This window comes from Spirosoma gilvum, from assembly GCF_054776815.1.
This window is the reverse complement of record NZ_BAAHBH010000011.1, coordinates 250835-273670: the sequence shown is the minus strand read 5'-3', so window position 1 is coordinate 273670 and position 22836 is coordinate 250835. Positions and strand designations below refer to the sequence as shown.

The window sequence follows — 22836 nt, the reverse complement described above, 5'->3', positions numbered from 1 at the left end:
CAGATAACGTCAAAAATCAAACGAGCGACACCAGAAGGTGTCGCTCGTTTGATTTTTGACAAATTAAGCCTACTGATTCCGACGGAAACCACCGCCACCGTTGCCTTGTCCGCGCTGGAAATTGCCCTGACCACGGGTGCGCTGCTGGAATGGATCGTTTGGAACTGAAGCCCCTGAATTGAAACGGCGTATGTTATATACGAAGCTGATCATGAAATAGCGATTCAACACCCGGCTCCGTACTTCTTCGGTGTACGTGTCGGTTACGTTCCGAACGATGCTCTGATTCTGATTCAGCAGGTCAAAGGCCTGAAACCGTAGCTCACCCTGATTTTGCTTGAACAATTGCCGCGACAACGTTGCATTCCAGAGGGTGTACGATTGATTGTAGCTGGCCGAACTACCTCCGTAATGGTTGTAATACACATCCGTTGAGAAGGTGAATCGGAGCGGTAGTTGATAGAATACATCCAGCGTTGCCGTCTGATTCAGATAGGTCGTATTTTGCTGGGGTTGCAACGAATATTTGGCTGATTGCAGGTTAATATTCCCTGCTATGTTCAGATCCAGTTTCTCCGAAAAGTTAGAACTCAACCGTACACCCTGTCCAACCAGGAAGTTTTTGGCTTCGTTGGGTTGGTTATTCACAAAACTCTGTCCTTTGTTATAGGTCAGGTTGGTCGTTAAGTTCAGGTTCGTTTTTTGCGTCCCAAATCGAACCGGCTGCCCCCACACCAGCGACCCATTGACCGTATAGTAGCCATCCGTATTGACTGGCCGGGTCGTTTGGGCACCGTTTGGCGCAAAGGTCGTTGAATTCACAATCTTATTATCCGTTCGGCTTCCACTGATAAACACGAATAAATTACGGAAGGTAGCAGCGTCGAAGCGATTGAAATTCAGGGTCAGATTATGGCTATATTCAGGTTGCAAACCAGCATTACCCAGTTGAATATTTAAGGGGTTTGTATTAATCGGCACCTCCTGTAACTGGCTCACCGAAGGGGCATTCATCCGGGTACGGTAATTAAATCGTAATGTTCGCTGCTTGCCGAAATTATAGGTAAATAAGGCGTTCGGCAGAAAATTCGAAAATGTCCGGTTTACACTTCTGTCCCGATTACTGAGGTTATCTGAATTCAGGCTGGCCTGCTGGGCATCAACCCCCAGGGCATAGGTGTATTTCAGGCGTTTGGTTTGCCAGGTTAGTCCACCCCGGTTCGTTACATAGTCGTTGATAAAATTATTGCTTAACAGGCTATTAGGCAGATCATACTGATTCGTCGTTCCGTTAAAATCATTGACGGCCCGATTTGAGGTGTTGTGATTATCCGATAGATTGTAGTGAAACTCCAGCGTTTGGCGAAGCGAAAGCGGCTCCGTATAACTCACATTGACAGTATTGGTCATCGAGCGGGTCTGCTGATTGTTACGCTGGTTAATAGTCTGAGTCGTAATTCCCGTTACGGAATCTTTTGTGATAATGCCCGTCGTCAGGCTCGTCGAGGCACCGTTAAACGCGCCGTTATACTGGTTCAGCGAGTTGTTGAAACCTTCATTTTCCTGATTGTTGGCCGATATGGTCCAGTTTACGGAAAATGTGCGGCCTTTTTTCTGGAATTTACGCATGAACAATACCTGATTACTCCCTGTAAGCCCACTACCTGTCGAGTTGTAATTGGTCCGGCTGGTGTTCGCCATCACCCCTTCGCTGGTCGTTGTCATCGCTTCGCTGTGGTTGTTGTATGAAGAACTCAGCCACGACAGGCTCGGAATTACGCGGATGGTCGTCAGCGTATCGAGTCGGTAATCGAACCGGAGATTGAACCGGTTGTTGGTGTTGGTATTGTCCGACCCATTGGTCTGATCGCGGATAAAACCGGCATCTGAGCGTGTAGGTGTCGTGCTGCCTGTACTGGGAATGACGTTGACCCGGTGACTGTTCTGATCAGTGATGGTGTTGGTATTACTAATGTTGTAGCTGCTGACCACGTCTATTTTCTTCCCCCAACCATCCCGGTAGTTTATACCGCCTGACCACGACGAGGTAATAGCACTGCTCCCTACCTGATTGCCTCCGCCAAAGCTGCCACCACCGGCACCACCCCGAACCACGTTGCTGCCACCCCCACCGCCCTGGCCCTGACCAGCGCCACCAAAGCTATTGCCAAGCCCCAGGTCCTGCGCGGTAAAACCCTGCTGGTTAATGTTGTTGGCCATACCTACCAGCGAAATCTGGCGACCATTGTTGAACTGGTTTAGATTGACACGTGCCGAATACCGCGCATCGTCGCCCGGCTTTGGTCCGGCGGCAATGGACTGCTGGCCGAAAGTCCCCTTGCGTTTGTCGCGCTTGGTCGTAATGTTGATTGTTTTTTCCCGGTCGCCATCATCTACCCCCGAAAAAGATGACTGTTCGGATGACTGGTCAAACAATTGCACCTTGTCGATAATGTCGGCCGGGAGGTTCCGGGTTGCCATTTTGGGGTCGTTCCCAAAAAACGGCTTTCCATCGACCAGTACTTTAGTTACCGTCTGCCCCTGCGCCTTAATGGCTCCATCGCGATCTACCTCAACACCGGGCAGTTTCTTCAGCAACTCTTCCACCTGTGCGTTCGGACGGGTTTTAAACGAACCGGCGTTGAACTCCAGCGTATCGCCCTTAACGGCAATGGGTGCCTTTTCGCCCTGTACAGACACCTCCATCAGGGTTTGCGATTGTGCGACAATGTCAATCGTACCGACATCAACCGTATGGTCATTAGGCGTAATGGCCACTCGTTTGGCACGACTGCGATAGCCCACATACGTAACCAGCACCCGATATTGGCCTTCGGCAATTTTAGAAAATATAAACTTCCCGTCACCGTCTGTAATTCCGAATGATACCAGCGACGAATCCTTAGCTGACAACAAGGATATGGAGGCCTCCATTAGTGGCTTACGGGTAACCGAATCAACAACAGCGCCACTAATGGTTCCGGTCGACTGGGCAAAGGCAGTGGTAATGAAAAATGTACAATGAAAAATGAATATGAAAGCAACCAGAAATCGCTTCAGCGGACGTTGAGAAGTGTTCATTTTACAGTCCAGGCCGCTAATACAGCCTATTATACATTGATCATTATCCATTATTCATTCTACCACTAGTTGTTATTCCGTTGAAACGGCATATTCTGCATCATCCGCTGACGGAAATCAGCCATTCCTTTCCGGCGAATCTGCTCCATCTCCTCCGCCGAAACCACTTTTGCATCTTTAGGTGGCTGGACCGATGCTTCTGGTACACTTTCCATGGCTACGCCAGTCGCTTTGTACGACTCCGTATCCGACTCGATCAACAAGACCACGCCTTGTGGAGGGGTAAGATCAGCTACGGGCGAGTAGGTAAACGGCAAATCGGTGGTGTACCAGATGGTATAGGGCATTTTGCGGTGAGTAGCCGTTGCTTTGTGGCAGACGTAGCCCGCTATTTTCTTTGTTTTGTCGCTGGCCTGCCAATCTGTTACCGCTGGCAGCGGTTTATCAGTTCGATAAGTGGTCGTAACCGAATCTTTCTTGACAGTCAGCACATCGATCCGCTGCTTGTTTGCCAGATCCATATAGGTCTGCTGTTCGAACGGGAAGTTCATCCGCATATCCCCACGCGGACGATTTGGCCGTTCACCACCAGCCCCTCCAGCTCCATCCGGAGCCCCATCGCCCATCTGTCGGCGAAACATCATGCCCCCCTGGTTCCGGTCGCGTTCTTCTTTAGCCATCGTACCCGAAAAAACCAGTTTCTGTGTAAACGATATGGTTTCGGGTAATCCTTCTGGTGCATCGGCACTGCCCGGACGAACCTCCTGTCCATTAATCACCATCCGCATTTGCGAACGATCGATCTGTCGCATGCCTTCGTAGGTAATTTTGCCCGACGTGGGGGCGGTAGTCTGCGACAACGCTGTTGTTGCGGTCAGACCAGTGACTAATAGGGTGAAAATGCCTTGTTTCATGGTGAAATGAGGGTTTCTGAGTATAAACGTTGCATAAATTTTCCAACTCGTGCCCAAAATCTCGTTAAAAGCGGTTAAATAGGCGCTGAGTCGGTAATTTTATCCGTCGAATGACTACGTTATGTATCCACAACGAATTATCTCTCTGGTACCTTCACAAACCGAGCTGCTCTTCGATCTTGGGCTGGACAGTGAGGTCGTGGGTATCACTAAATTTTGTATTTATCCGGCGGCTAAAGTTACACACAAGACGGTTGTAGGCGGCACTAAAACACTGAATCTTACCAAGATTCGGGAGTTAAACCCCGATCTGATCATTGCTAATAAAGAAGAAAATAGTCGTGAGCAGATTGAGGAATTACGACACGTATACCCGGTTCACATAACGGATGTGGCGACCTTTTCCGATGCCCTGACCATGATTCGGAAAGTAGGGGGATTGATTGGGAAACAACAGGAGGCTGAAGCGATGGCACAGCAGATTTCTGATTCGTTCGCTCCGATGCCCCCCTTACTGCCTGAACGGGTCGCTTACTTTATCTGGCGTAATCCCTACATGGTAGCAGCGAATCAGACGTTCATTCACGCCATGATGGATGTTGCCGGTTTCCAAAATGTATTCGCTCACCTTAATCGCTATCCGGAAATTACAACCGATGATCTCCAGGCTGCACGGCCCGATTTAATTTTTTTATCGTCCGAGCCGTATCCGTTTGCGGAAAAACATATGGATGAACTGCGGGCTATTTGTCCCTACGCCCGTGTCATACTGGTCGATGGTGAACTGTTTTCCTGGTACGGGAGTCGATTATTGCGGTCGTCTGACTATTTTAAGAACTTGCGTACCCAAATTACTTTGCATCAGTCATGATTACTGACATTTCGCAACTAGACCCAAACGGCACGTATACCTATGCTGATTACCTGAAGTGGCCTTTTCCCGAACTGATTATTTCACACGAACGTATTTTCCGATAAATGCCATCTACCAACGACACCCTTTCCATTGCATCCGTTAATCTAATTCTATTTGCGGCCCGGCAACAGGGCGTCAATACCGAATCGTTGGCTCATTCTGTCGGCATTACTCCCGAACAACTTCGTGACCCCGACGGACGGGTATTTATCCATCAGATTCAGTCACTCTGGCGCGAAATTGTGGCAGCCACCCACGATCCAACGATTGCCCTTAGGCTTGGTGAACTTGTCAACCCGGTGGCCATTGGTGTACTGGCTTATGTAATGATGCACAGCCCTACCCTAGGGAAAGCGTTTGAAAAACTCTGCCAGTATCAGGATATTGTTTGCGAGGGCATTGCCACAACGGGGGAAGTTACTGGTAATCAATTCACCCTGTCACTTCGGATCACGAGTGCCGACATTATTTACCCGGAATACACGCTAAATTCTGAACTATCCGTTTACCTATCTGCTGTTCGGGCACTGTCAGGGTTACCAATAACGGCTCAGGAAATTCGATTTTCCTACCCAAAGCCTGCTGATATTCAGGAGCATGAGCGTATCTTCTCCCCCGCCCGACTCACATTCGACGCTCCGCAAACAGCGATGGTCTTCGATGCTGCCCTGCTCGATGTGCCGATTTTAAATGCGAATCCCAGCTTATCGATGCTATTTGAAAAGCATGCGAATGATATTCTGGGCCGACTAAAAACGCCATCGCTCACCAGCCGGGTCAAAGCTGAAATCGTTGCTATTATGAAGGGCGAAGAACCGACCCTGGCTATGGTTGCCGACCGATTAGCGATGGGTATTCGCACCTTGCAGCTTCATTTGAAAGAAGCGGGCACGTCGTATCAGCAACTCCTCGATGAAACCCGAAAAGAATTAGCCGTTCGTCACCTGCGCGAACCGAATCTGAGCACCACCGACATTGCTTACCTACTCGGTTTTGCCGAGCCCAGCGTCTTTTTCCGGTCGTTTAAAAAATGGACAGGACAAACACCGGGGGCTTATAGACTAGCCTCGTAACGCGGACATCTTGTCCGCATGATTTCAAAGGGATTGATATAATTTAATTTTAAACTATGCGGACAGGATGTCGGAATGTCCCGGCGGGGAACCGCGCATCACCGCGTTACAGATTTTCCAGGCTGGTGTGCTTGAAACTATCGAAGTATTTCAGACCGTAGCCCATCATGCGGTCCATACTCGAATGGGCAAACAGAATAATGCCGGCTAGCATCAGATTCTGACTCCCCAGCATCAGACCCAATAGCCCTATTACGATACCCAGTCCTTTGTGGTGAGCCATGTTGTAGAGTACGGCTCCAATGGCGGGGTTGACCAGATAGCCAATCATGCTGATGTCGGGCAACAGAATAAGTGCCGGAAACCACCACCAGGCAAAATTCAGGCGGGAGAATAAGTAAATGACGCCCAGAAATTGAATCAATTCTTCAGATTTCAATAACGTTTTCATAAGAGTATCAGGCTGCTTTTAAGCGAATACAGGAGTTTGCGTCTGCGTAACGGGTGTGAAGGGCCGCTTGAGTTCATGTTCAGCAAACCAGGTTAAGGTCTCGGTTAAGGCCTGCTTCATAGGCGTGGGTTGGAAATCAGGGAAGAGTGCACGCACTTTTGAATCGTCGAGTATAATGGTGTTTTCGTAGAGGTACAACATTTCCTTTACTTCACGCAATACGGGCATAAATAGTCCCAGCAAACGAATAATCAGGCGGCTGTATAATTGAATTTTTAGGGGGTTTCCCGTAATAGCCGATAGCTGGCCAAACCAATCCCGGACCGTTGGAAACGTAACCCCGCCATAGTTCCAGACCTCATATGGTTTTGTGGTCGATTCGGTCCCCAACGTCCATTCCCGGATCATTAATCGAATAATAATCTCAGCCGCATCTTTCGTATAAACCGCCTGGTGTGGAATATCGGCTGTCAACAGCCAGGGTAATGCTTTCCCATTCAGCGCATTCTCGAAAATTGGTTTTACCCCTTCATTCAGCACATTTGGTCCCCAGAAGTCCGGTAGCCGAACATTCATCACACGGCATTTCCCGGCCTTAGTAGCCTGCTCCATCATAGCCTCAATTTCAACGCGTAACTGACCTTTGCGGGTACATGGGTGCGATTGACTATCTTCCCGAATAGGCGCTTTTGTATTGCCGAAATTGTATACGTTACCCGGAAACACGATGGTTGACTGGCTTTGGGTAGCAGCCTCAATCACCTTTTGGGTAACAGCATCCATGTTGCCAAACCATTTGTTGTAAGGGTAATTGATTCCGTGAAAAATAAACGCTTTACCTACCGAAAGCTGGTTGAGCAGGGTGGCATTCTGTGCATCACCCTCAACGATGGTCAACGTTGGGCTATTGGGGAATAAATCTTCGGCTTTAGCTCGATTTCGGACGAGGATTGTAACAGGAAGCTGATGAGCGAGTAAATTAGCTGTAACGGCATAACCGATGCTACCAGTTGCTCCCAGGACGAGTGTTTGAAAGGCAGTTTTCATTGAGTTCGTGTATCTGTTTGTACACGACAAAGGTCTGGCGAATGCCTAACTTGGTCACTGACGAACTGCGCAAATCGACTGACTTATCACGAAAAAATGAAGGTTTGTCGCGACTGTACCCTGATAAAATGGCTTTCGGGTACATGAACGCGCATAACTTACTAAATTTGGCAACACTTGCCGGGGAAGTTGCGTAATCGTGATAAGTATTACCTACCAGAACAAGCCTATATTGTGAAACACGTTGTACTTTTCTTGTTAGTGTTTTGTCAATCCATCCCGGCACTCGCTCAGATTATCGAGATTGACACTAGTGAAACGGCTCCTCCTCCCATTCGTCGACGCGTTTTGACGGATGATCCAGAGCAGCGGTCTGATGTACCCCGGTCAAGCACAACCCGAACATCCAGTGGTCGACAGTCCGATTATTTATTGCTTCATCAGCTTCGCGAAATACAAACCTGGTCGGTGACCCTCGAAGGGGGTTTCCGCAGCGACGGCAGCACATTATCCAATTCGTTCAATCGGCTCGTTAGCAATGCCACGCAGGTCAAAGGCGTCTGGAGCGTGCTGGCGAGTTATACCTATCGAAATGCCTGGACTATAGAAACGGGCTATGCACACGCGCCTATTCACCTGAACATCACGATTGCAAACGGCAGCCAGCCTCTCACGTACACCTATCAGAATAGCGGTACTGGTATTCCTCTGCGCATAAAACGACGGATCGGCTCGGGGAAGAACGCAGAAAATGGAACAGGTTTCTGGCTCACTGGCGGTGCCTGGCTGATTCCTAATGGTACCAAACAACTTGACGATTTTAAACTGATTGGCTATATTTATTCAGGCCGGAACCGTATCGATACGCTCAGACTCGACAACACAACTACGACTAACCAGATTACCGGACTAGCTGAAGCGGGTGTCGAGTATAACGCCCGCCTGTCGTCGTCAATTGAATTAGGCGGGTATCTACGGAAATATTGGGGATTTGGCGATGCCCTCCGCTCCGATCTGATTTACTCAGTCAATAAAGGATCAATTCAGTACGCAGCCGCTACGGCCAACGGTACCGGCTGGAGCTTTGGCATTTCGCTACGTTACATTTACGGCAGACAGCATGAATTGAAGCAGAACCGATCCCGATGATCGGTTACTCAACCAGTTTCTTCACATCCAGCACCCGAATTTTATTCGATTCGGCTTTCTTAAGCGTTTCCGTCGAATACGTGGATAAACGAACATTTTCCTGCATATCAGCCCGCTTCTGAATATGCTGCTCAAGGTACCGGTCGAGGTGTTTTCCTTCCAGACCATAACTAAAGAACAGCGATACCCGTTCGCCCTGTTGTTCGCGGAACAGAAAATCAGGCAATCGGTTTTCCAGTCCAACGTGCAACGGAAGATTATTGAGAACTTTCATTCGGCGGGCGTTTCCACTGTGGAGTGTCCGCATATTCCACACGACAATATCCCCTGCACGCGTATCAGCAAACACATCGGCACCATCGGCTGCATTATGGCTCCCGGCTTTAAAGCGAATACCTCCACTGTAGGTATCATGGTCCTGCAAATAAATACCAAACCGAATTAGCGGATAAGCCCCGTCCCAATCGGCTCCCTGCCCAAACTGATACCGGTCGATGTTGTCGCGGTGGAACCCACGAGTGCCGGTTCCAATCTGATAGGTACTGTCGGAGAAGTAAACGGGCGTATCGCCCAGGAGTTCGGTAGCGATAGCTACTATACGTGGATCATAGATTACCCAACCCAGCTTTTCTTTACTGAGCAGATCGCCTTTTACGGAGGCTGCCTGTTTTACCTGTTTAACAAGACCAAGTTTTTGCTGCTGGTCGCGGTACTCGTACGCTGCCTGCCGCAACTGGGTTACTTCTTCGGATGTAAAAACGGCTCGAACGATCAGGTATCCCTCTTGATCAAACTGCTCCCGGCGTGTCATTTTTTCTTCAAGTTTTAGTTTCCAGGTTTAAGGTTTCAAGTCATGAATGAACAACTTGAAACCTTAAACCTGAGACAAATTATCGGCAAACTCAACTGTGGCAACACGGGCCATATCGTCCCAGAAACTTGGGTATGATTTCGCCACTACGCCCGGTTCCTCAATGATGATTTCTTCACGCATGGCTACGGGCGCGAATGCCATGGCCATCCGGTGATCATCATACGTTTTAATAACAGCCGGAATGGTATGCGCTTTGCCCGTCCGCCGAACTTCATACCGATGGTTGGTTTCAATTTCTACCAGCTCAGCGCCTAGCTTCTGCAACTCGGCCTGTAGTGCGCCTACCCGATCGGTTTCTTTAATTTTAAGGCTTTCGATACCCGTCAGCCGAAGGGTTATTCCTTTTACGGCCGCACAAACAGCCACGGTCTGCGCCAGATCAGGACAGTCGGTAAAATCCCACGCCAGCGACTCAGCCGCCGAACATTTGGTAAGCCGAACACCCTGATCGGTAAACGTGCTTTCGACACCCAGCGACCGCATGATCGACACAATGGCACTGTCGCCCTGCAACGATTTCGACCTCAACCCTAACAGCGTAATTTCAGCCGTTTCATCGAGTGCCAAAGCCGCTACACTATACCAGTAGCTGGCTCCCGACCAATCCGATTCAATGGCATATGTTGTCGGTGTATACGGTTTTGGCGCCACGGTAATGGTTTTTGCGTCCCAATCGGTCTGAACGTCGGCCCCGAAACAGATCATTTGTTCGAGGGTCATTTCGATATACGGACGCGATCCAATAGCCCCCGTCAGTTCCAACGTCAACCCGTTGGGCAACGTAGGAGCAATCATCACGAGCGCCGAAATATACTGACTACTGACATCTCCCCGGATACTCACCTTATTGGTATTCGACGGGCTAAAGCCATTTAGCTGCAGAGGAGGGTAGCCATCTTTATTCAGATAGGTGATGTCGGCCCCTAAGGTTCGTAAGGCATCGACCAGAATACCAATCGGTCGTTCACACATACGTGGGGTACCCGTCATCGTTTTTGCCTGTCCTGTTGCCGCAAAATAAGCCGTCAGAAAACGCATCGTTGTGCCTGCGTCCAGCACATCCGCCGTACTATCCTCCGATTTCAGCAATCGAATCATGGTTTGCGTATCGCGGGCGGTCGAAAGGTTGTGCAGTTCGGACCGAAACCCAGTTAGGGCATCAATGATCAGGGCACGGTTACTTTCACTTTTCGACGAAGCCAATGGAATAGTAGCCTGGACAAGACCGGGCTTCGTTAAGCTGGCAGGAGGAGTTAAACGAACAGCGTTCAAGCGATTATACGTTAAATGGGTTTCAGGTTCTTGTTAGTCAGCGATATAGTTTACCTTCGATAGCCAGCCAACCTGAAACCAGAAACTTCTAAATAGAATTTGTTCGCAAAACAACGAAAAATCGGGTAGATTCCGGCCATCATTTGCCTGTATTACGTGGCAAAAGCTCCATCCTTCCATGAATCAGTTTATTAATGCCACGGTCTTTACCGGCGACGAATGGCTTACAAATGCGTATATTCGCGTTGAAAACGGTCGTATTCAGGAAATTGCAACAACTTCTGACAATCTTTCCGCCGATTCAGAATCCATTATCGATCTGGAAGGAGATTATCTTATCCCTGGCCTCGTCGATCTTCAACTGTACGGCGGATCGGATCGGTTTCTGAACGAGAATCCAACTCCCGATACGGTTCGGCACATTTATAACTCGCATGTCCAGAATGGTACCACTACCCTGCTGCCGACCATTCATTCGACCTCGCTAACGATTATGCAACAGGCAATGGCTGTGGTGGCCGTTGTACGGGACGAAGACCCTTTTGGTATACCGGGCATTCATATCGAAGGACCTTATTTCAATCCTGTCAAGCGTGGCGCCCATAGCATGGCCTATGTACGCACGCCAGCCGAAGGAGAACTAGAAGCCCTTTTCAGCACGAATGCCGACGTCATCCGGATATTGACACTGGCTCCTGAAATATTCCCTCCTGAGCAGTTTGAGACTATTAAGCAGTTGAAACATCCGAATACGTTGCTTTCACTGGGCCACAGCAATGCTACGTATCAACAGGCCACAGCAGCGTTCAACAACGGCGTACCCCTCTCTACGCATCTTTATAATGCCATGCGGGGCTTTGAAAGCCGTGAACCGGGTGTTGTTGGAGCCGTGTTTGACCATCCCTCGGTTCGGGCCAGCATTATTGCGGATAGCTATCATTGTAATCCTACAGCCATTCGTATTGCCTATCGATTACTTGGCGAGCGACTATTTCTGATTTCTGATGCGCTGTTCGCCAACCCACCCCGACCTGAATTTAGTTTGGGGCAGTTCGTAGTTCATTATGAGCCAGATAGCAACGGTCCCGGACGCTATGTCAACGACGAAGGTAACTTAGCAGGCTCGGCAATTACCCTGATCGATTGCGTTCGGGTTGCGGTTGAGCAAGCTGAAATTCCAATAACAAATGCCCTCCGAATGGCCTCCACAATTCCAGCAGAAATTATTGGCCTGGGTGATCAACTTGGAAAAATTCAACCGGGTTACATAGCCAATCTAGTCCGAACCGATCAATCGCTTCACACCAAAGGCGTTTGGACAAAGGGAGTTCCGATCACCTAAACGAACGCATCGTACGAAAAAACCGCAAGGGCGCAATAGACGCAAAGTAGGTTAAAACAACCCATACTCTTCGTGCCTATTGCGTCCTTGCAGTTTTATTATTTACGGCCTGAGAGACTGTCTACAATTTAATTTGATCTGTTCAACAGTTACACAAAAAATAAGTATAAATACGGATTCTATCAAAACAACGCCTATAAAATAGTAGCTATATAGTTTTCTGTTGTATTATTTAAATAATTCAGTATTATATTCTATATAAATACTTGACAACGTTATTATAGTTTGTAATTTCGACTAAGTACAACAAAATACACTCTCAATTCGCGCGGAAAAACAATCACTGAGAGGTAATCTATCCAATAAGCTAGTAGGCAGATTTATTTCATAGCTGCTGCGTTTAGCCTGATTTTAATAATACTTTCTGTCTCCTGCATGGACTCTAAAAGCCCTGTCAGGTCGTGTATTGTCTAGTAGTAAAAATACGTAACACTTACCGTTCAACTTAGTCAGATGATGAAACACCACGAATCAATCAGCGCGTACACCGTACGTCGGAGATATTCTCCTGGGATTCTACTTTACCAGTCGCCGGTCGGCCTGACCATGGGCAAGTCTGAAGTTCGCCGTTCAGTTGAGTCAACCATTGCCGATTTAAGACGTCAGTGTCGCCCTGAGCCAACTCGACAGCGAAGCTAACCTCTTCTTAATTATTCATCACCGATCAAGCTATAGTCTTTTCGTAACCAGGCAATTACATGCACAGATAACTGTGAAAATTGTCTGTGGGTGCTTCTTTTTTGCCTCTTCGCCGAGGTTGACCGTAGGTTATCCAATCTAACTTTTCGTCAATAATCATGAAACAAAAGAAACGTTTACTTCATGTAATTCCAGTGCTTATTACAGTATTGGCGTTAGTAACTCTGTTGCCAATGGCAGCACTGGCTCAGGCCCGAAAAATAACCGGAAAGATTATCGCTAGTGGCAATGCCGAAATTTTGCAGGGCGTCAACGTACTGGTGAAAGGTAACAGCCGTAAAGGAGCGATCACAGATGCTCAGGGTACATTTTCGCTGGAAGCCGCACCAACGGATGTATTGGTTGTTAGTTTTATCGGTTTCAGATCCAAAGAGATAAAAGTTGGCAGCGAAACCAATTTCACGGTTACACTGGACGAAGATGCTACCCAACTGACGGAGCTGGTCGTTACCGGAACACGGAATACCGGACGTACCGTGCTGGAAACGCCTGTACCTGTTGATGTTATCTCCATCAAAGACATCATGGGCGATCTGCCCCAGATCGATCTGGCTCAGATGCTTGCGTTCGTAGCGCCCAGTTTCAATGCGGTTCGAAATCAGGGGGGTGACCTCGATTCCCACGTCGACCCAATTCAGTTACGGAACATGGCTCCTAACCAGATTCTGGTGCTGGTAAATGGAAAACGTCGGCATACATCCTCTCTACTGATTGGAACGACGGCCGTCGGTAGCCCATCTACCTCGGTCGATATGATGACCATACCAGCGGCTTCGATTGACCGGGTCGAAATCCTACGCGACGGGGCAGCCGCTCAGTACGGTTCGGATGCCGTGGCTGGTGTGGTGAACATCATCCTGAAAAAGGGGACGAACAAACTGACGAGCAGCCTTACTGGTGGTGGTTATCTGAACTCGGGTGGCCAGGCTGGCGATCTGACCAAAGCGGGTAAGCCCGACGGGTTCAATTATCAGTTCGATGCAAACTACGGGTTCAAAATTGGCGACAAAGGATTTCTTAACCTGACAGGTCAGATCACCCAGCGTCGGCCTACTGTGCGTCAATTCGTTAACGACTGGGAAATCTATGACAACACCTATCTGAACAATCTGCGTACCGACAAATACGGTCGCCCCATTATTACCAACCCTGAACTAATCAATGCACAGGCGACTGGCAACACAAACGCAGCCACTAGTCTGAAAACAGAGTCTGGCTTGCTAAGTGCCCGTGGGCTCAGTCGTTCCGATTTTTCGGTCTACGCTGGTATGCCCGGTATTACGATGGGTTCGATGTTCTACAACGCTGGTTATGAGATCAATGCCAATACCACCCTGTACAGTTTCGGGGGGATGTCGTACAAATACCTGAAGGGATTCTCGTGCTACTACCGTCGCCCGGCCCAAACGGATCGTTTCAACTACCTGCTCTATCCCAATGGTTTCCGCCCACAGCTCATTACTAATACTGCCGATATTTCAAACACGGTTGGTATCCGCAGTAAACTAGGTGAGTTCAGCGTCGATTTCAGCAATACGTTCGGCCGGAATACGTCGCTGATCAGCATGACCAACACCTTCAACGCGTCGATTGGTGCCAACTCGCCCGTCGACATGAATATTGGTACCAATCAGTTCACTCAAAACTCCACGAACCTTGACTTCTCCCGGTACTTCAAGGGTGTGATGCATGGCCTGAACGTAGCATTCGGCGCAGAGATGCGGATTGAAAATTACAAGATCATCAAAGGTCAGGAAGAGAGCTACACCTACGGGGATGCGGGGATTCTGACGGCTACTCAGGCCGGTCTGCTGGTTGGCCCCAATGGGTTGCCTTTGCAGAATGAAGCCGCCCAGCCCATTGTAGGCGCCGATGGTAAACCCCTATCCGTTTTTGCCGGACAACAGATCACGGTCAAAAACTTTGCCGCCAACTGTCAGTGCTTTTCTGGGTTTGGGCCTAAAGATGAGCGTAATGCCTTCCGTACTACCATGGCGGCTTACCTGGATACGGAGCTTGAAATCACCCAGAAACTGCTGCTGGCGGCTGCCGTTCGGATCGAAAACTATTCTGACTTTGGTGGGGTAGCCATTGGGAAATTAGCCGCTCGCTACAACATTACCAACAACCTTACCCTCCGGGGGTCTATTGCCTCAGGCTTCCGGGCTCCTTCCTTACAGGAGTTGAACTTCACTCACACCACAACGGCCTTTATCCCCGATGCCAATGGGGTACCTCAGCCGCTGGACGTAACCACGTATGCAACCAACAGCACAGCCGCACGTGTACTGGGCATCAAAGGCCTGAGTCAGGAAAACTCACGGACCTATGGATTTGGACTGACTTACCAGCCCACACGGGGTTTTGAGGTAACCGTCGATGCATACCAGATTGATGTAGACAACCGTATTTTCCAGACCAGTTTCTTCAGCGCCGAAGAAGTAGGCAACCACTATGATGAGGTTATCGGCGGAGGTCAGGCTCAGTTCTTTGTCAATGGAGCTAATGTACGGTCCAAAGGTCTTGAACTGGTTGGCAACTACACCCAGAATTTAGCCCGTAATAAGAGCCTTACCTACAGCCTGGCCGCTATTTTCAGCAAGAACAGTATCATAAGCCGGAATCCACCTACCTTAAAAGTAGAGAACCTCACCTCCGATCAAGTGGTCGAGAAATACCTCAGCCGGGATATCATTGGTCAGTTCGAAACCGGAACGCCCCGCACGAAGCTCATTGGCTCGGTTATGTATCGCCAAAACAAATGGGATCTGATGTTGCGTGGCAGCTATTATGGTAAAATCACGGCTCTGTCTGTATCGGCCGACGACAAAGGGAACTACTACGATCAGACCTTTAAGCCGCAGACGATCCTTGACCTCAGTGTAGGGTACGCCGTTAATAGCAGTCTGAAGTTCTCCATCGGAGGCAGCAATATTCTGGACAAATACCCGGAGATGCTTCGTCCTGAAAACCGTGGCTTTTATCTGTATTCTAACTATCAGCAAGGGTCTAACGGTGCCTACTACTATGGCCGCGTGCTATTCAACCTCTAATCACTTCTGGCAATGAACAAACTCATGTCTATATTCCGCTCGATGCCTGCACTAGGCATTCTGCTTGCCCTGCTCGTTTTGTCGACTTCCTGTGAGCAGCAGGATTATGAGCCTGCCTACAATGCGGCTCCGGGTGGTGGTACACTCTCTACGTATAAGGCCTATACCCTGGCTTCAACGGATGGAAAAAACATCTATGGGCGGGTTGTCTTTTACAAATACAGCTCTTCGGTCACGCTAGTCGAAATTGGTTTGTATAACACCGCAACCGGCACATCCTATTCGTCATCAATCGTTCAGGGTAAACTTTCAGCCGCATCGACCACATCGCTCAAGACGCTTGACACCGTAAGTGGGACCACTGGCGCATTTTCCAGCAATAAGTACTTCACAATTAATGAAGCTGGCTTCTACGATAAGTTAAGTACGTACGATGCCAATGTGAAGGTCATGCAGGGAACAACGCTGGTTGCCAGTGGCAATATTGGCATCAACGCAACACCGGTTGCCCAATCGTAAGCCGACAAAATACCATAAGAACTACATCGCTAAACGAGTAGGTTAAGAATTTTCCGCAAAATGTGTTTTTTAATAGCTCTGGATTCTTTTCCGGGGCTATTTTCGTTTGTATTCGAGTCAATATTGGCTGTCCGCTGCCGTACAGTTTTTTGTCCGTTTGTGGACAGCCAATCTACTATCAATCAATAAAATACGGCTTAATCAGCCATTGAATGTATGTGCGTCGTCTGGCAGGCTATTTGCCCGAAACAAGGTAACCGTATTCCACTGCAAACTGACTTTACGAATGTTTCGAAATTTCCTGCTTACCGCCCTTCGTAATCTGGCGAAACAAAAAGTATTCGCAGGCTTCAATATCCTGGGCATCTCGATGGGGATAGCCTGCTGCATTGTCGTCTACCTGCTCATTCAATACCATTACAGCCAGGATGCTTTTCACCAGAAAGCGGCCACTATTTTCACCGTCAACCATGTGCGAACCGTTGATGGCTCGCCTGAATTGTGGGCAACTTCACCCGATGCCATTGGCTCTTCCCTCAAAGCCCATATACCGCAGGTGAAGCGGTTCGTGCGCTTCGATCACGAGGGAGTAGTGGTAAAATCCGGTGATCATGTTTTTCACGAATCCCTACACCTGGCCGATCCTGATTTCTTCCAGCTATTCAGTTTCCCACTCCAATCGGGCCGTACTGACGTGTTGCACGACCCCTCCAGCCTGGTCCTGTCTGAACCGATGGCCCGGAAGTATTTTGGCAATGAGGAACCCATTGGACAACAGCTCACGGTCATTTTTGATAATCAGATCAAACGGACGTTTACGGTTCGGGCAGTAGCGGCTCCTTTTCCAAATACAGCCAGTTTCAGCTTCGATTTTCTTTGCAATTATACCGTTGGCAAAGACCTTGACTGGCGTGAGAACGACTGGTCACGGCAACTCCAGGCCACCTTTATTGAACTGGATTCGCCCGCATCAGCCGACAAGGTTACAGCCGCCCTGGGTCGTTTCGCCAAACTTCACAATGCCATCAACCCGCAGTTGGCCATTACATCTTTCTATCTCGACAATCTGCTGCAAATGGCTCAACACTCACACAAAACGCGCCATTCACTCGCAGGTGGAACATCGCCCATTGGCTTGCTTGTATTGGGCATTCTGGCTATACTGGTTTTACTAATGGCCTGTTTCAATTTCATGAACTACACCATTGCTACCTCAACCAGCCGCTTTAAAGAAATTGGGGTTCGGAAAGCCCTGGGTAGTACCCGTCAACAATTAATCAGACAGTTCATCGGTGAAAACCTGCTGACGGGTTGTATAGCGCTGGGACTGGCTCTACTTATAACCGAGACGTTATTTCTGCCTACGTTTAGCCGCCTGATCGATTTCTACCAGCTTCGATTCAACCTGATCGAAAACTGGAAATTAATTGTGTTTCTGCTGGGGCTAATGGGCGGCATTGGACTAGTCTCGGGGCTTTATCCGTCGCTATATATCAGTAGTTTCAGCGCTGTCAGCGTACTTAAAGGCAAGCAACGACTGGCCGGAAACAACGGCTTCGTGCGCACGCTGTTGATAATTCAGTTCGGACTTTCGATGTTTACGGTTGCCGCTGCGATTGTTACGACCCAGAATGCGCAGTTTATCCGACGCATGGATGTGGGGTATGATCAGAATCAGTTAGTTGTGTTGCGCACCAACTCGGAGCAGAGTTTTAACTACCTTAGGGATGTTGCCGCTCGTTTACCGGAGGTTAAACAAATTGCCGGTTCTCAGGATCAAATTGGGCGAATCAACGACCATCCGGTTACGCTGGAAAACAATCAGATTAAATCGACAGCCGATGTATTCCGGGTCAGTGCCGAGTACCTGCAAACCTTAGGGCTCCGATTCATTGAAGGTCGAAATTTCCTACCCGATTCGCCCGTCGACACTGAACGTTCGATCTTAGTCAATCAGGCACTCGTCAAAGCGATGGGCTGGAAATCCGCTATTGGCAAACAGATTCGGGTCGCTGATCAGGTATATCAGGTTGCGGGTGTTGTGCATGATTTCAACTACCAGTTTTTCTTCGTCAAAATTGCGCCTTGTATTCTCAAACTGAATCGATCTTCGGAAAATCGCGTACTGACCCTAAAAATGGCCACCGCCGACCTAGACCATCTATCGGGTCAGTTAAAGGCAGCCTGGCAGAAAACCATGCCCGACATTCCCTTCGAATTGTCGCAACAGGAAGATGTGTATTCGACCAGTTACGACGAATCGCGTCGGGTTCGGGATGTATTTACCTACGTGGCTATGCTCACACTTATTATTTCGGTAATGGGTCTGTTTGCTCTGGTTTCGCTTACGATTGCCAAAAAGACCAAAGAAATTGGCATCCGAAAAGTATTGGGTGCATCAGCTTTTAACGTAGCAACTTTATTAAATCGGGAGTTTTTAGGGCTGATTGCCATTGCCGGAATTGTCTTTCTGCCGCTGGCCTTCGTCGCACTAAAGTCGTTGCTCGAAAGCGTTTACATATACCACATTCCCGTTACAGCCGGTGCGTTCATCGGTACTTTAGTGGTCATGCTGCTACTGGCTTCTTTAACGATTGGGTCTCAGGTGTACAAAATCGCCGTTTCTAATCCGGTCAAGGCGCTTCAATCTGAATAGAACGCGGATTTTTATGATGATTATGATCTTCACGGATAAAATCATAATCATCATAAAAATCCGCGTTCTATTCAGATGGTTGGTAAATACTCAGTTCATCCGCCCCTACCTGTTCGCGACTGACGAGCTTTCCCTGAACACCAGGAGCTTTTATCCCTTTCCCTAACATCCCCGGACTGCGAAATACGCGCATCTCATCCCAAAGTCCCTCGCTTATAAACGATTGAAGCAATTTAGCGCCACCTTCGACGAGAACAGATTGGATGCCCCGCTGGTGAAGGTCTTGCAAAGTATCCAAGAGTGAAAGAGTGAAAGAGTGAAAGAGTGAATGGCTGACGCAAGCTCGCTCTTTCACTCTTTCACTCTTTCGCTCTTGGATACTTTGGTGGTACACAATCGTTGGCTGGGAGCCGTCAAACAGGTGGAAGTTGGACGGGAGGGTTAGGTTACGGTCGAATACGATACGAACTGGATTTTTGCCCGGCCAAAGGCGGGTATTGAGTCGGGGATTATCGTTACGGGCGGTGTTGGTCCCGACCATAATGGCATCTTCTTCACTACGCCAGCGATGTACCAGTCGATGCGCCAGATCGCCACTGATCTTGACGGGTTGTCCACCTTCAGCCCCAATTAAGCCGTCGGTCGTTTCGGCCCATTTCAGAATAATGTATGGACGTTTTTTCTCAAAAAATGTAAAGAACCGAGCGTTTACTTGACGGCCCTGTTCTTCCATAACCCCTGTCTCGACCAGTATCCCGGCAGACCGGAGTTTGGCAAAACCCTGACCGGCCACCAACGGATTCGGATCATCGTTACAGCAAATGACCCGACCTATAGTACGCTCAATCAACAAATCGGCACAAGGAGGCTGTTTACCATAATGCGAACACGGCTCCAGCGTTACATAAGCCGTACTTTCGGGCAGCAAATGGGCATCTTCCGGGCGAACCGACAGAATGGCGTTCCGCTCGGCATGCGCTTCACCGTACCGTTGATGCCACCCTTCCCCAATAATTCGACCGAATGGTGGTTCAATCTGCCCTTTTTGATCATGAACAATCACACAACCAACCATCGGGTTAGGACTTACATGGCCACGACCAAGAGTTGCCAGTTCGAGCGCACGAAGCATAAAGGGGTTTTCCATAAGCGTTTACAGTTTTCGGCAATAAGTCATACGCAAATTTCCAGCCCATTACCGTAAACTGAAAACGAAAACCAAATCCTTAACCGAAAACTTCCCTATTTTTGGCAAAATTACCTGAAAGAACTCAATGGCCACCGCCAAACCTCTATACGACCGACTGAGTAAAAATATTACGGCCTACCCGCCCGAAGAAGCGCGGGAAATGGCTTTCATGCTCCTCGATCATTATTTTGGTCTGCGTAAGACCGATGTGCTGACCGATAAACCGTTACCACCCAATCGGACAGAACCCGACTGGTTTAAGATACTGGAACGACTGAACCGACAGGAGCCCATTCAGCACGTTATTGGCACGACAATTTTCTGCGGCCTTGAGTTTGAGGTATCGCCCGATGTGCTGATTCCAAGACCCGAAACCGAAGATCTGGTCAGGCTGATCATGCACGATTTTGCCGACCGAACCGACGATGTGCCCATTGTCGACATTGGTACTGGGAGCGGATGCATTGCCATTACGCTCGCCCGGTTTCTACCCCAATCGGTAGTAACGGGCTGGGATGTTTCGACCGAAGCGTTAACACTCGCCCAACGCAATGCCCATAACCTGAAAGCGGATGTTCAGTTCGACATTCAGGATATTTTGGCCGTTCCTTCCGATTTCACCCAGCGATTCGACTGCGTCGTCAGTAATCCACCGTATGTTACGCGCTCAGAAGCGGCCGTTATGGACCGTAACGTGCTCAACTACGAACCCGACCTGGCACTCTTCGTTGAAGACAGCGATCCACTGGTTTTCTACAAAGCCGTAGCGGATTTCTGCACACGACATCTCACGAAAGACGGGGCCTGTTACGTTGAAATTAATGAGCGTTTTGGCGAAGCTACCCGGCAGGTATTTATAGATCGGGGTTTCGCCAACATACAGGTATATAAAGATATTCATGGCAAGGATCGCAGCATCCGGGCCACGTTTTAGTTTATATGTTTACAGTTTACGGTTTATAGTTGGCTGGCAGATAATTTATAGGCGTGTCAGCCAACTATAAACCGTAAACTGTAAACTGAAAACAGTAAAAAATGCAATCAACCACTTCATTCAGCTACCACACAAAAATTCGCGAGGTATTCGGGGAGATGAGCAAGGTTGTGGTTGGGCAGGAACGACTGCTCAATCGCCTGCTGATCGGACTGTTTACGGGCGGGCATATCTTGCTGGAAGGCGTACCCGGCCTAGCCAAAACCCTGACTATCAACACACTGGCGAAAGTTCTTGAGCTCGATTTCCAGCGCATCCAGTTCACCCCTGACCTGCTCCCTGCCGACCTGATTGGCACCATGATCTTCAACCAGAAAACGGCTGAATTTGAGGTAAAACAGGGCCCTATCTTTGCCAATCTGATTCTAGCCGACGAGGTCAATCGCTCACCTGCTAAAGTACAGTCAGCCCTGCTCGAAGCCATGCAGGAAAAGCAGGTAACTATTGGTGAAGAAACATTTGTGCTCGACCGACCCTTTCTGGTGCTGGCTACCCAAAACCCAGTCGAGCAGGAAGGAACCTATCCGCTACCTGAAGCGCAGGTAGACCGCTTCATGATGAAAGTCTTCGTGGACTATCTGAACAAAGAAGACGAACTGGAAGTGATGCGCCGAATGTCGAACCTCAATTTCGATTATGAAGTACAACCGGTGCTGGGCAAAGAGGAATTGAGTGCAATCCGTAATGAAATCAACGGTATTACCATTTCAGAAACACTCGAGCGATACATTATCGAACTGGTTTTTGCCACACGACGACCTTTAGAGTATAATCTCCGCGACGAAGCCCGGTACATTCAGTTCGGTGTATCGCCACGAGCTACTATTTACCTCAATCTGGCTGCCAAAGCCCTCGCCTATTTCGACCGGCGCGATTACGTACTACCCGAAGATATTAAAGAGGTAGCTCCCGACGTTTTCAATCATCGTATCATGCTCAACTACGAAGCCGAAGCCGACGGCGTTACAACGTTGCAGGTCATTGATTCGATTTTGCGAAAAGTAGCTATTGGACGGTAAATTAAAGAGCGAAAGAGTGAAGCCAACGTATCTATTTCTACTCATAGCTTTACTGCTGATCGGTGGTCTTTGGCTTTATGGTACGTTTGTAGCGAAACCCCGACCTCCCCATCATCCTCCACCAGGCACCACTTCACCGGGGAATCGTCGGGTTGAGAAGACCGATGCAGAATGGAAGTCGCTATTGACGCGCGCCCAATACCACATAACGCGGGAACGAGGGACCGAATGGCCGAATAGTAGTGAACTAAACCATGAACAGCGGTCGGGTACGTATGTCTGCGTGTGCTGCCAAAATCCACTTTTTTCGTCAACTACCAAATTCGATTCGCATACGGGCTGGCCAAGTTTTTATCAGCCCATCGTCCCGAACGCCGTTTATACCGAACCCGACGGCAATCGAACTGAAGTTCGTTGTTCCGTATGTGACGCCCACCTGGGCCATGTCTTCAACGACGGCCCTGCCCCTACCGGGCTCCGGTATTGCATGAATGGCGTAGCGTTGACGTTTGACCACAAAAAATAATT

Annotated in this window: 17 protein-coding genes; 10 read left to right on the top strand and 7 right to left on the bottom strand. The window is 48.9% G+C overall.

What is annotated here, in order from left to right:
• Window positions 1–69: 69 nt before the first annotated feature.
• Together ACYVFD_RS26935 and ACYVFD_RS26930 are read right to left on the bottom strand one after the other, a co-directional pair.
• Window positions 70–3081 carry an outer membrane beta-barrel protein gene (locus tag ACYVFD_RS26935; RefSeq protein WP_461093620.1) on the bottom strand — a complete coding sequence of 1004 codons (3012 nt, stop codon included), beginning with the start codon at window positions 3079–3081 and terminating at the stop codon, window positions 70–72.
• A 65-nt stretch (window positions 3082–3146) separates the two neighbouring features.
• Window positions 3147–3995, bottom strand: a complete 849-nt coding sequence (locus tag ACYVFD_RS26930) for a GLPGLI family protein (RefSeq protein WP_461093619.1) — start codon at window positions 3993–3995, stop codon at window positions 3147–3149.
• 121 nt (window positions 3996–4116) lie between these two features.
• Between ACYVFD_RS26930 and ACYVFD_RS26925 the strand changes: the two genes are divergently transcribed.
• Complete coding sequence (locus ACYVFD_RS26925) at window positions 4117–4866, top strand: ABC transporter substrate-binding protein (protein ID WP_461093618.1); 750 nt, start codon at window positions 4117–4119, stop codon at window positions 4864–4866.
• A gap of 107 nt (window positions 4867–4973) precedes the next feature.
• A complete protein-coding gene (locus ACYVFD_RS26920) occupies window positions 4974–5984 on the top strand; it encodes an AraC family transcriptional regulator (protein ID WP_461093617.1) in 1011 nt (336 codons plus the stop codon).
• A 106-nt stretch (window positions 5985–6090) separates the two neighbouring features.
• On the opposite strand, the gene ACYVFD_RS26915 is transcribed toward ACYVFD_RS26920, so the two are convergent.
• Together ACYVFD_RS26915 and ACYVFD_RS26910 are read right to left on the bottom strand one after the other, a co-directional pair.
• The gene (locus ACYVFD_RS26915; RefSeq protein ID WP_461093616.1) at window positions 6091–6435 is read right to left on the bottom strand and encodes a DUF4260 domain-containing protein; all 345 of its coding nucleotides are present in this window, start codon (window positions 6433–6435) and stop codon (window positions 6091–6093) included.
• 18 nt (window positions 6436–6453) lie between these two features.
• The gene (locus ACYVFD_RS26910) at window positions 6454–7482 is read right to left on the bottom strand and encodes an NAD(P)H-binding protein (protein WP_461093615.1); all 1029 of its coding nucleotides are present in this window, start codon (window positions 7480–7482) and stop codon (window positions 6454–6456) included.
• A gap of 234 nt (window positions 7483–7716) precedes the next feature.
• Between ACYVFD_RS26910 and ACYVFD_RS26905 the strand changes: the two genes are divergently transcribed.
• The gene (locus tag ACYVFD_RS26905) at window positions 7717–8631 is read left to right on the top strand and encodes a hypothetical protein (protein ID WP_461093614.1); all 915 of its coding nucleotides are present in this window, start codon (window positions 7717–7719) and stop codon (window positions 8629–8631) included.
• Between the two features lie 4 nt (window positions 8632–8635).
• On the opposite strand, the gene ACYVFD_RS26900 is transcribed toward ACYVFD_RS26905, so the two are convergent.
• A complete protein-coding gene (locus ACYVFD_RS26900; RefSeq protein ID WP_461093613.1) occupies window positions 8636–9442 on the bottom strand; it encodes a phytanoyl-CoA dioxygenase family protein in 807 nt (268 codons plus the stop codon).
• 63 nt (window positions 9443–9505) lie between these two features.
• A complete protein-coding gene (locus ACYVFD_RS26895) occupies window positions 9506–10777 on the bottom strand; it encodes a 3-phosphoshikimate 1-carboxyvinyltransferase (protein ID WP_461093612.1) in 1272 nt (423 codons plus the stop codon).
• 178 nt (window positions 10778–10955) lie between these two features.
• Between ACYVFD_RS26895 and nagA the strand changes: the two genes are divergently transcribed.
• From nagA to ACYVFD_RS26875, 4 genes are all read left to right on the top strand, one after another.
• Window positions 10956–12119 (top strand): N-acetylglucosamine-6-phosphate deacetylase, encoded by a 1164-nt coding sequence (gene nagA / locus ACYVFD_RS26890; RefSeq protein ID WP_461093611.1) that lies wholly within the window; start codon window positions 10956–10958, stop codon window positions 12117–12119.
• 857 nt (window positions 12120–12976) lie between these two features.
• The gene (locus ACYVFD_RS26885) at window positions 12977–15931 is read left to right on the top strand and encodes a TonB-dependent receptor (protein WP_461093610.1); all 2955 of its coding nucleotides are present in this window, start codon (window positions 12977–12979) and stop codon (window positions 15929–15931) included.
• Window positions 15932–15955: 24 nt separating this feature from the next.
• Window positions 15956–16450, top strand: a complete 495-nt coding sequence (locus ACYVFD_RS26880) for a hypothetical protein (RefSeq protein ID WP_461093609.1) — start codon at window positions 15956–15958, stop codon at window positions 16448–16450.
• A 286-nt stretch (window positions 16451–16736) separates the two neighbouring features.
• Window positions 16737–19106, top strand: coding sequence for an ABC transporter permease (locus tag ACYVFD_RS26875; protein WP_461093608.1), 2370 nt, complete (start codon window positions 16737–16739; stop codon window positions 19104–19106).
• A 67-nt stretch (window positions 19107–19173) separates the two neighbouring features.
• On the opposite strand, the gene ribD is transcribed toward ACYVFD_RS26875, so the two are convergent.
• The gene (gene ribD, locus ACYVFD_RS26870) at window positions 19174–20253 is read right to left on the bottom strand and encodes a bifunctional diaminohydroxyphosphoribosylaminopyrimidine deaminase/5-amino-6-(5-phosphoribosylamino)uracil reductase RibD (RefSeq protein ID WP_461093607.1); all 1080 of its coding nucleotides are present in this window, start codon (window positions 20251–20253) and stop codon (window positions 19174–19176) included.
• Between the two features lie 127 nt (window positions 20254–20380).
• Between ribD and prmC the strand changes: the two genes are divergently transcribed.
• The 3 genes from prmC to msrB all read left to right on the top strand — a co-directional run bounded on the left by prmC (window position 20381) and on the right by msrB (window position 22834).
• On the top strand, window positions 20381–21229 hold the full coding sequence (prmC, locus tag ACYVFD_RS26865; RefSeq protein ID WP_461093606.1) for a peptide chain release factor N(5)-glutamine methyltransferase: 849 nt from the start codon (window positions 20381–20383) through the stop codon (window positions 21227–21229).
• Window positions 21230–21330: 101 nt separating this feature from the next.
• Window positions 21331–22308 carry an AAA family ATPase gene (locus tag ACYVFD_RS26860; RefSeq protein WP_461093605.1) on the top strand — a complete coding sequence of 326 codons (978 nt, stop codon included), beginning with the start codon at window positions 21331–21333 and terminating at the stop codon, window positions 22306–22308.
• A 16-nt stretch (window positions 22309–22324) separates the two neighbouring features.
• Window positions 22325–22834, top strand: a complete 510-nt coding sequence (gene msrB / locus ACYVFD_RS26855) for a peptide-methionine (R)-S-oxide reductase MsrB (protein WP_461093604.1) — start codon at window positions 22325–22327, stop codon at window positions 22832–22834.
• Window positions 22835–22836: the final 2 nt, after the last annotated feature.

Excerpts from the sequence above, each read along its gene's own strand:
- ACYVFD_RS26935 (WP_461093620.1), bottom strand. The coding sequence starts at position 3,081 with ATGAACACTTCTCAACGTCCGCTGAAGCGATTTCTGGTTGCTTTCATA.
- ACYVFD_RS26930 (WP_461093619.1), bottom strand. The coding sequence starts at position 3,995 with ATGAAACAAGGCATTTTCACCCTATTAGTCACTGGTCTGACCGCAACA.
- ACYVFD_RS26925 (WP_461093618.1), top strand. The coding sequence starts at position 4,117 with ATGTATCCACAACGAATTATCTCTCTGGTACCTTCACAAACCGAGCTG.
- ACYVFD_RS26920 (WP_461093617.1), top strand. The coding sequence starts at position 4,974 with ATGCCATCTACCAACGACACCCTTTCCATTGCATCCGTTAATCTAATT.
- ACYVFD_RS26915 (WP_461093616.1), bottom strand. The coding sequence starts at position 6,435 with ATGAAAACGTTATTGAAATCTGAAGAATTGATTCAATTTCTGGGCGTC.
- ACYVFD_RS26910 (WP_461093615.1), bottom strand. The coding sequence starts at position 7,482 with ATGAAAACTGCCTTTCAAACACTCGTCCTGGGAGCAACTGGTAGCATC.
- ACYVFD_RS26900 (WP_461093613.1), bottom strand. The coding sequence starts at position 9,442 with ATGACACGCCGGGAGCAGTTTGATCAAGAGGGATACCTGATCGTTCGA.
- nagA (WP_461093611.1), top strand. The coding sequence starts at position 10,956 with ATGAATCAGTTTATTAATGCCACGGTCTTTACCGGCGACGAATGGCTT.
- ACYVFD_RS26885 (WP_461093610.1), top strand. The coding sequence starts at position 12,977 with ATGAAACAAAAGAAACGTTTACTTCATGTAATTCCAGTGCTTATTACA.
- ACYVFD_RS26880 (WP_461093609.1), top strand. The coding sequence starts at position 15,956 with ATGTCTATATTCCGCTCGATGCCTGCACTAGGCATTCTGCTTGCCCTG.
- ACYVFD_RS26875 (WP_461093608.1), top strand. The coding sequence starts at position 16,737 with ATGTTTCGAAATTTCCTGCTTACCGCCCTTCGTAATCTGGCGAAACAA.
- ribD (WP_461093607.1), bottom strand. The coding sequence starts at position 20,253 with ATGGAAAACCCCTTTATGCTTCGTGCGCTCGAACTGGCAACTCTTGGT.
- prmC (WP_461093606.1), top strand. The coding sequence starts at position 20,381 with ATGGCCACCGCCAAACCTCTATACGACCGACTGAGTAAAAATATTACG.
- ACYVFD_RS26860 (WP_461093605.1), top strand. The coding sequence starts at position 21,331 with ATGCAATCAACCACTTCATTCAGCTACCACACAAAAATTCGCGAGGTA.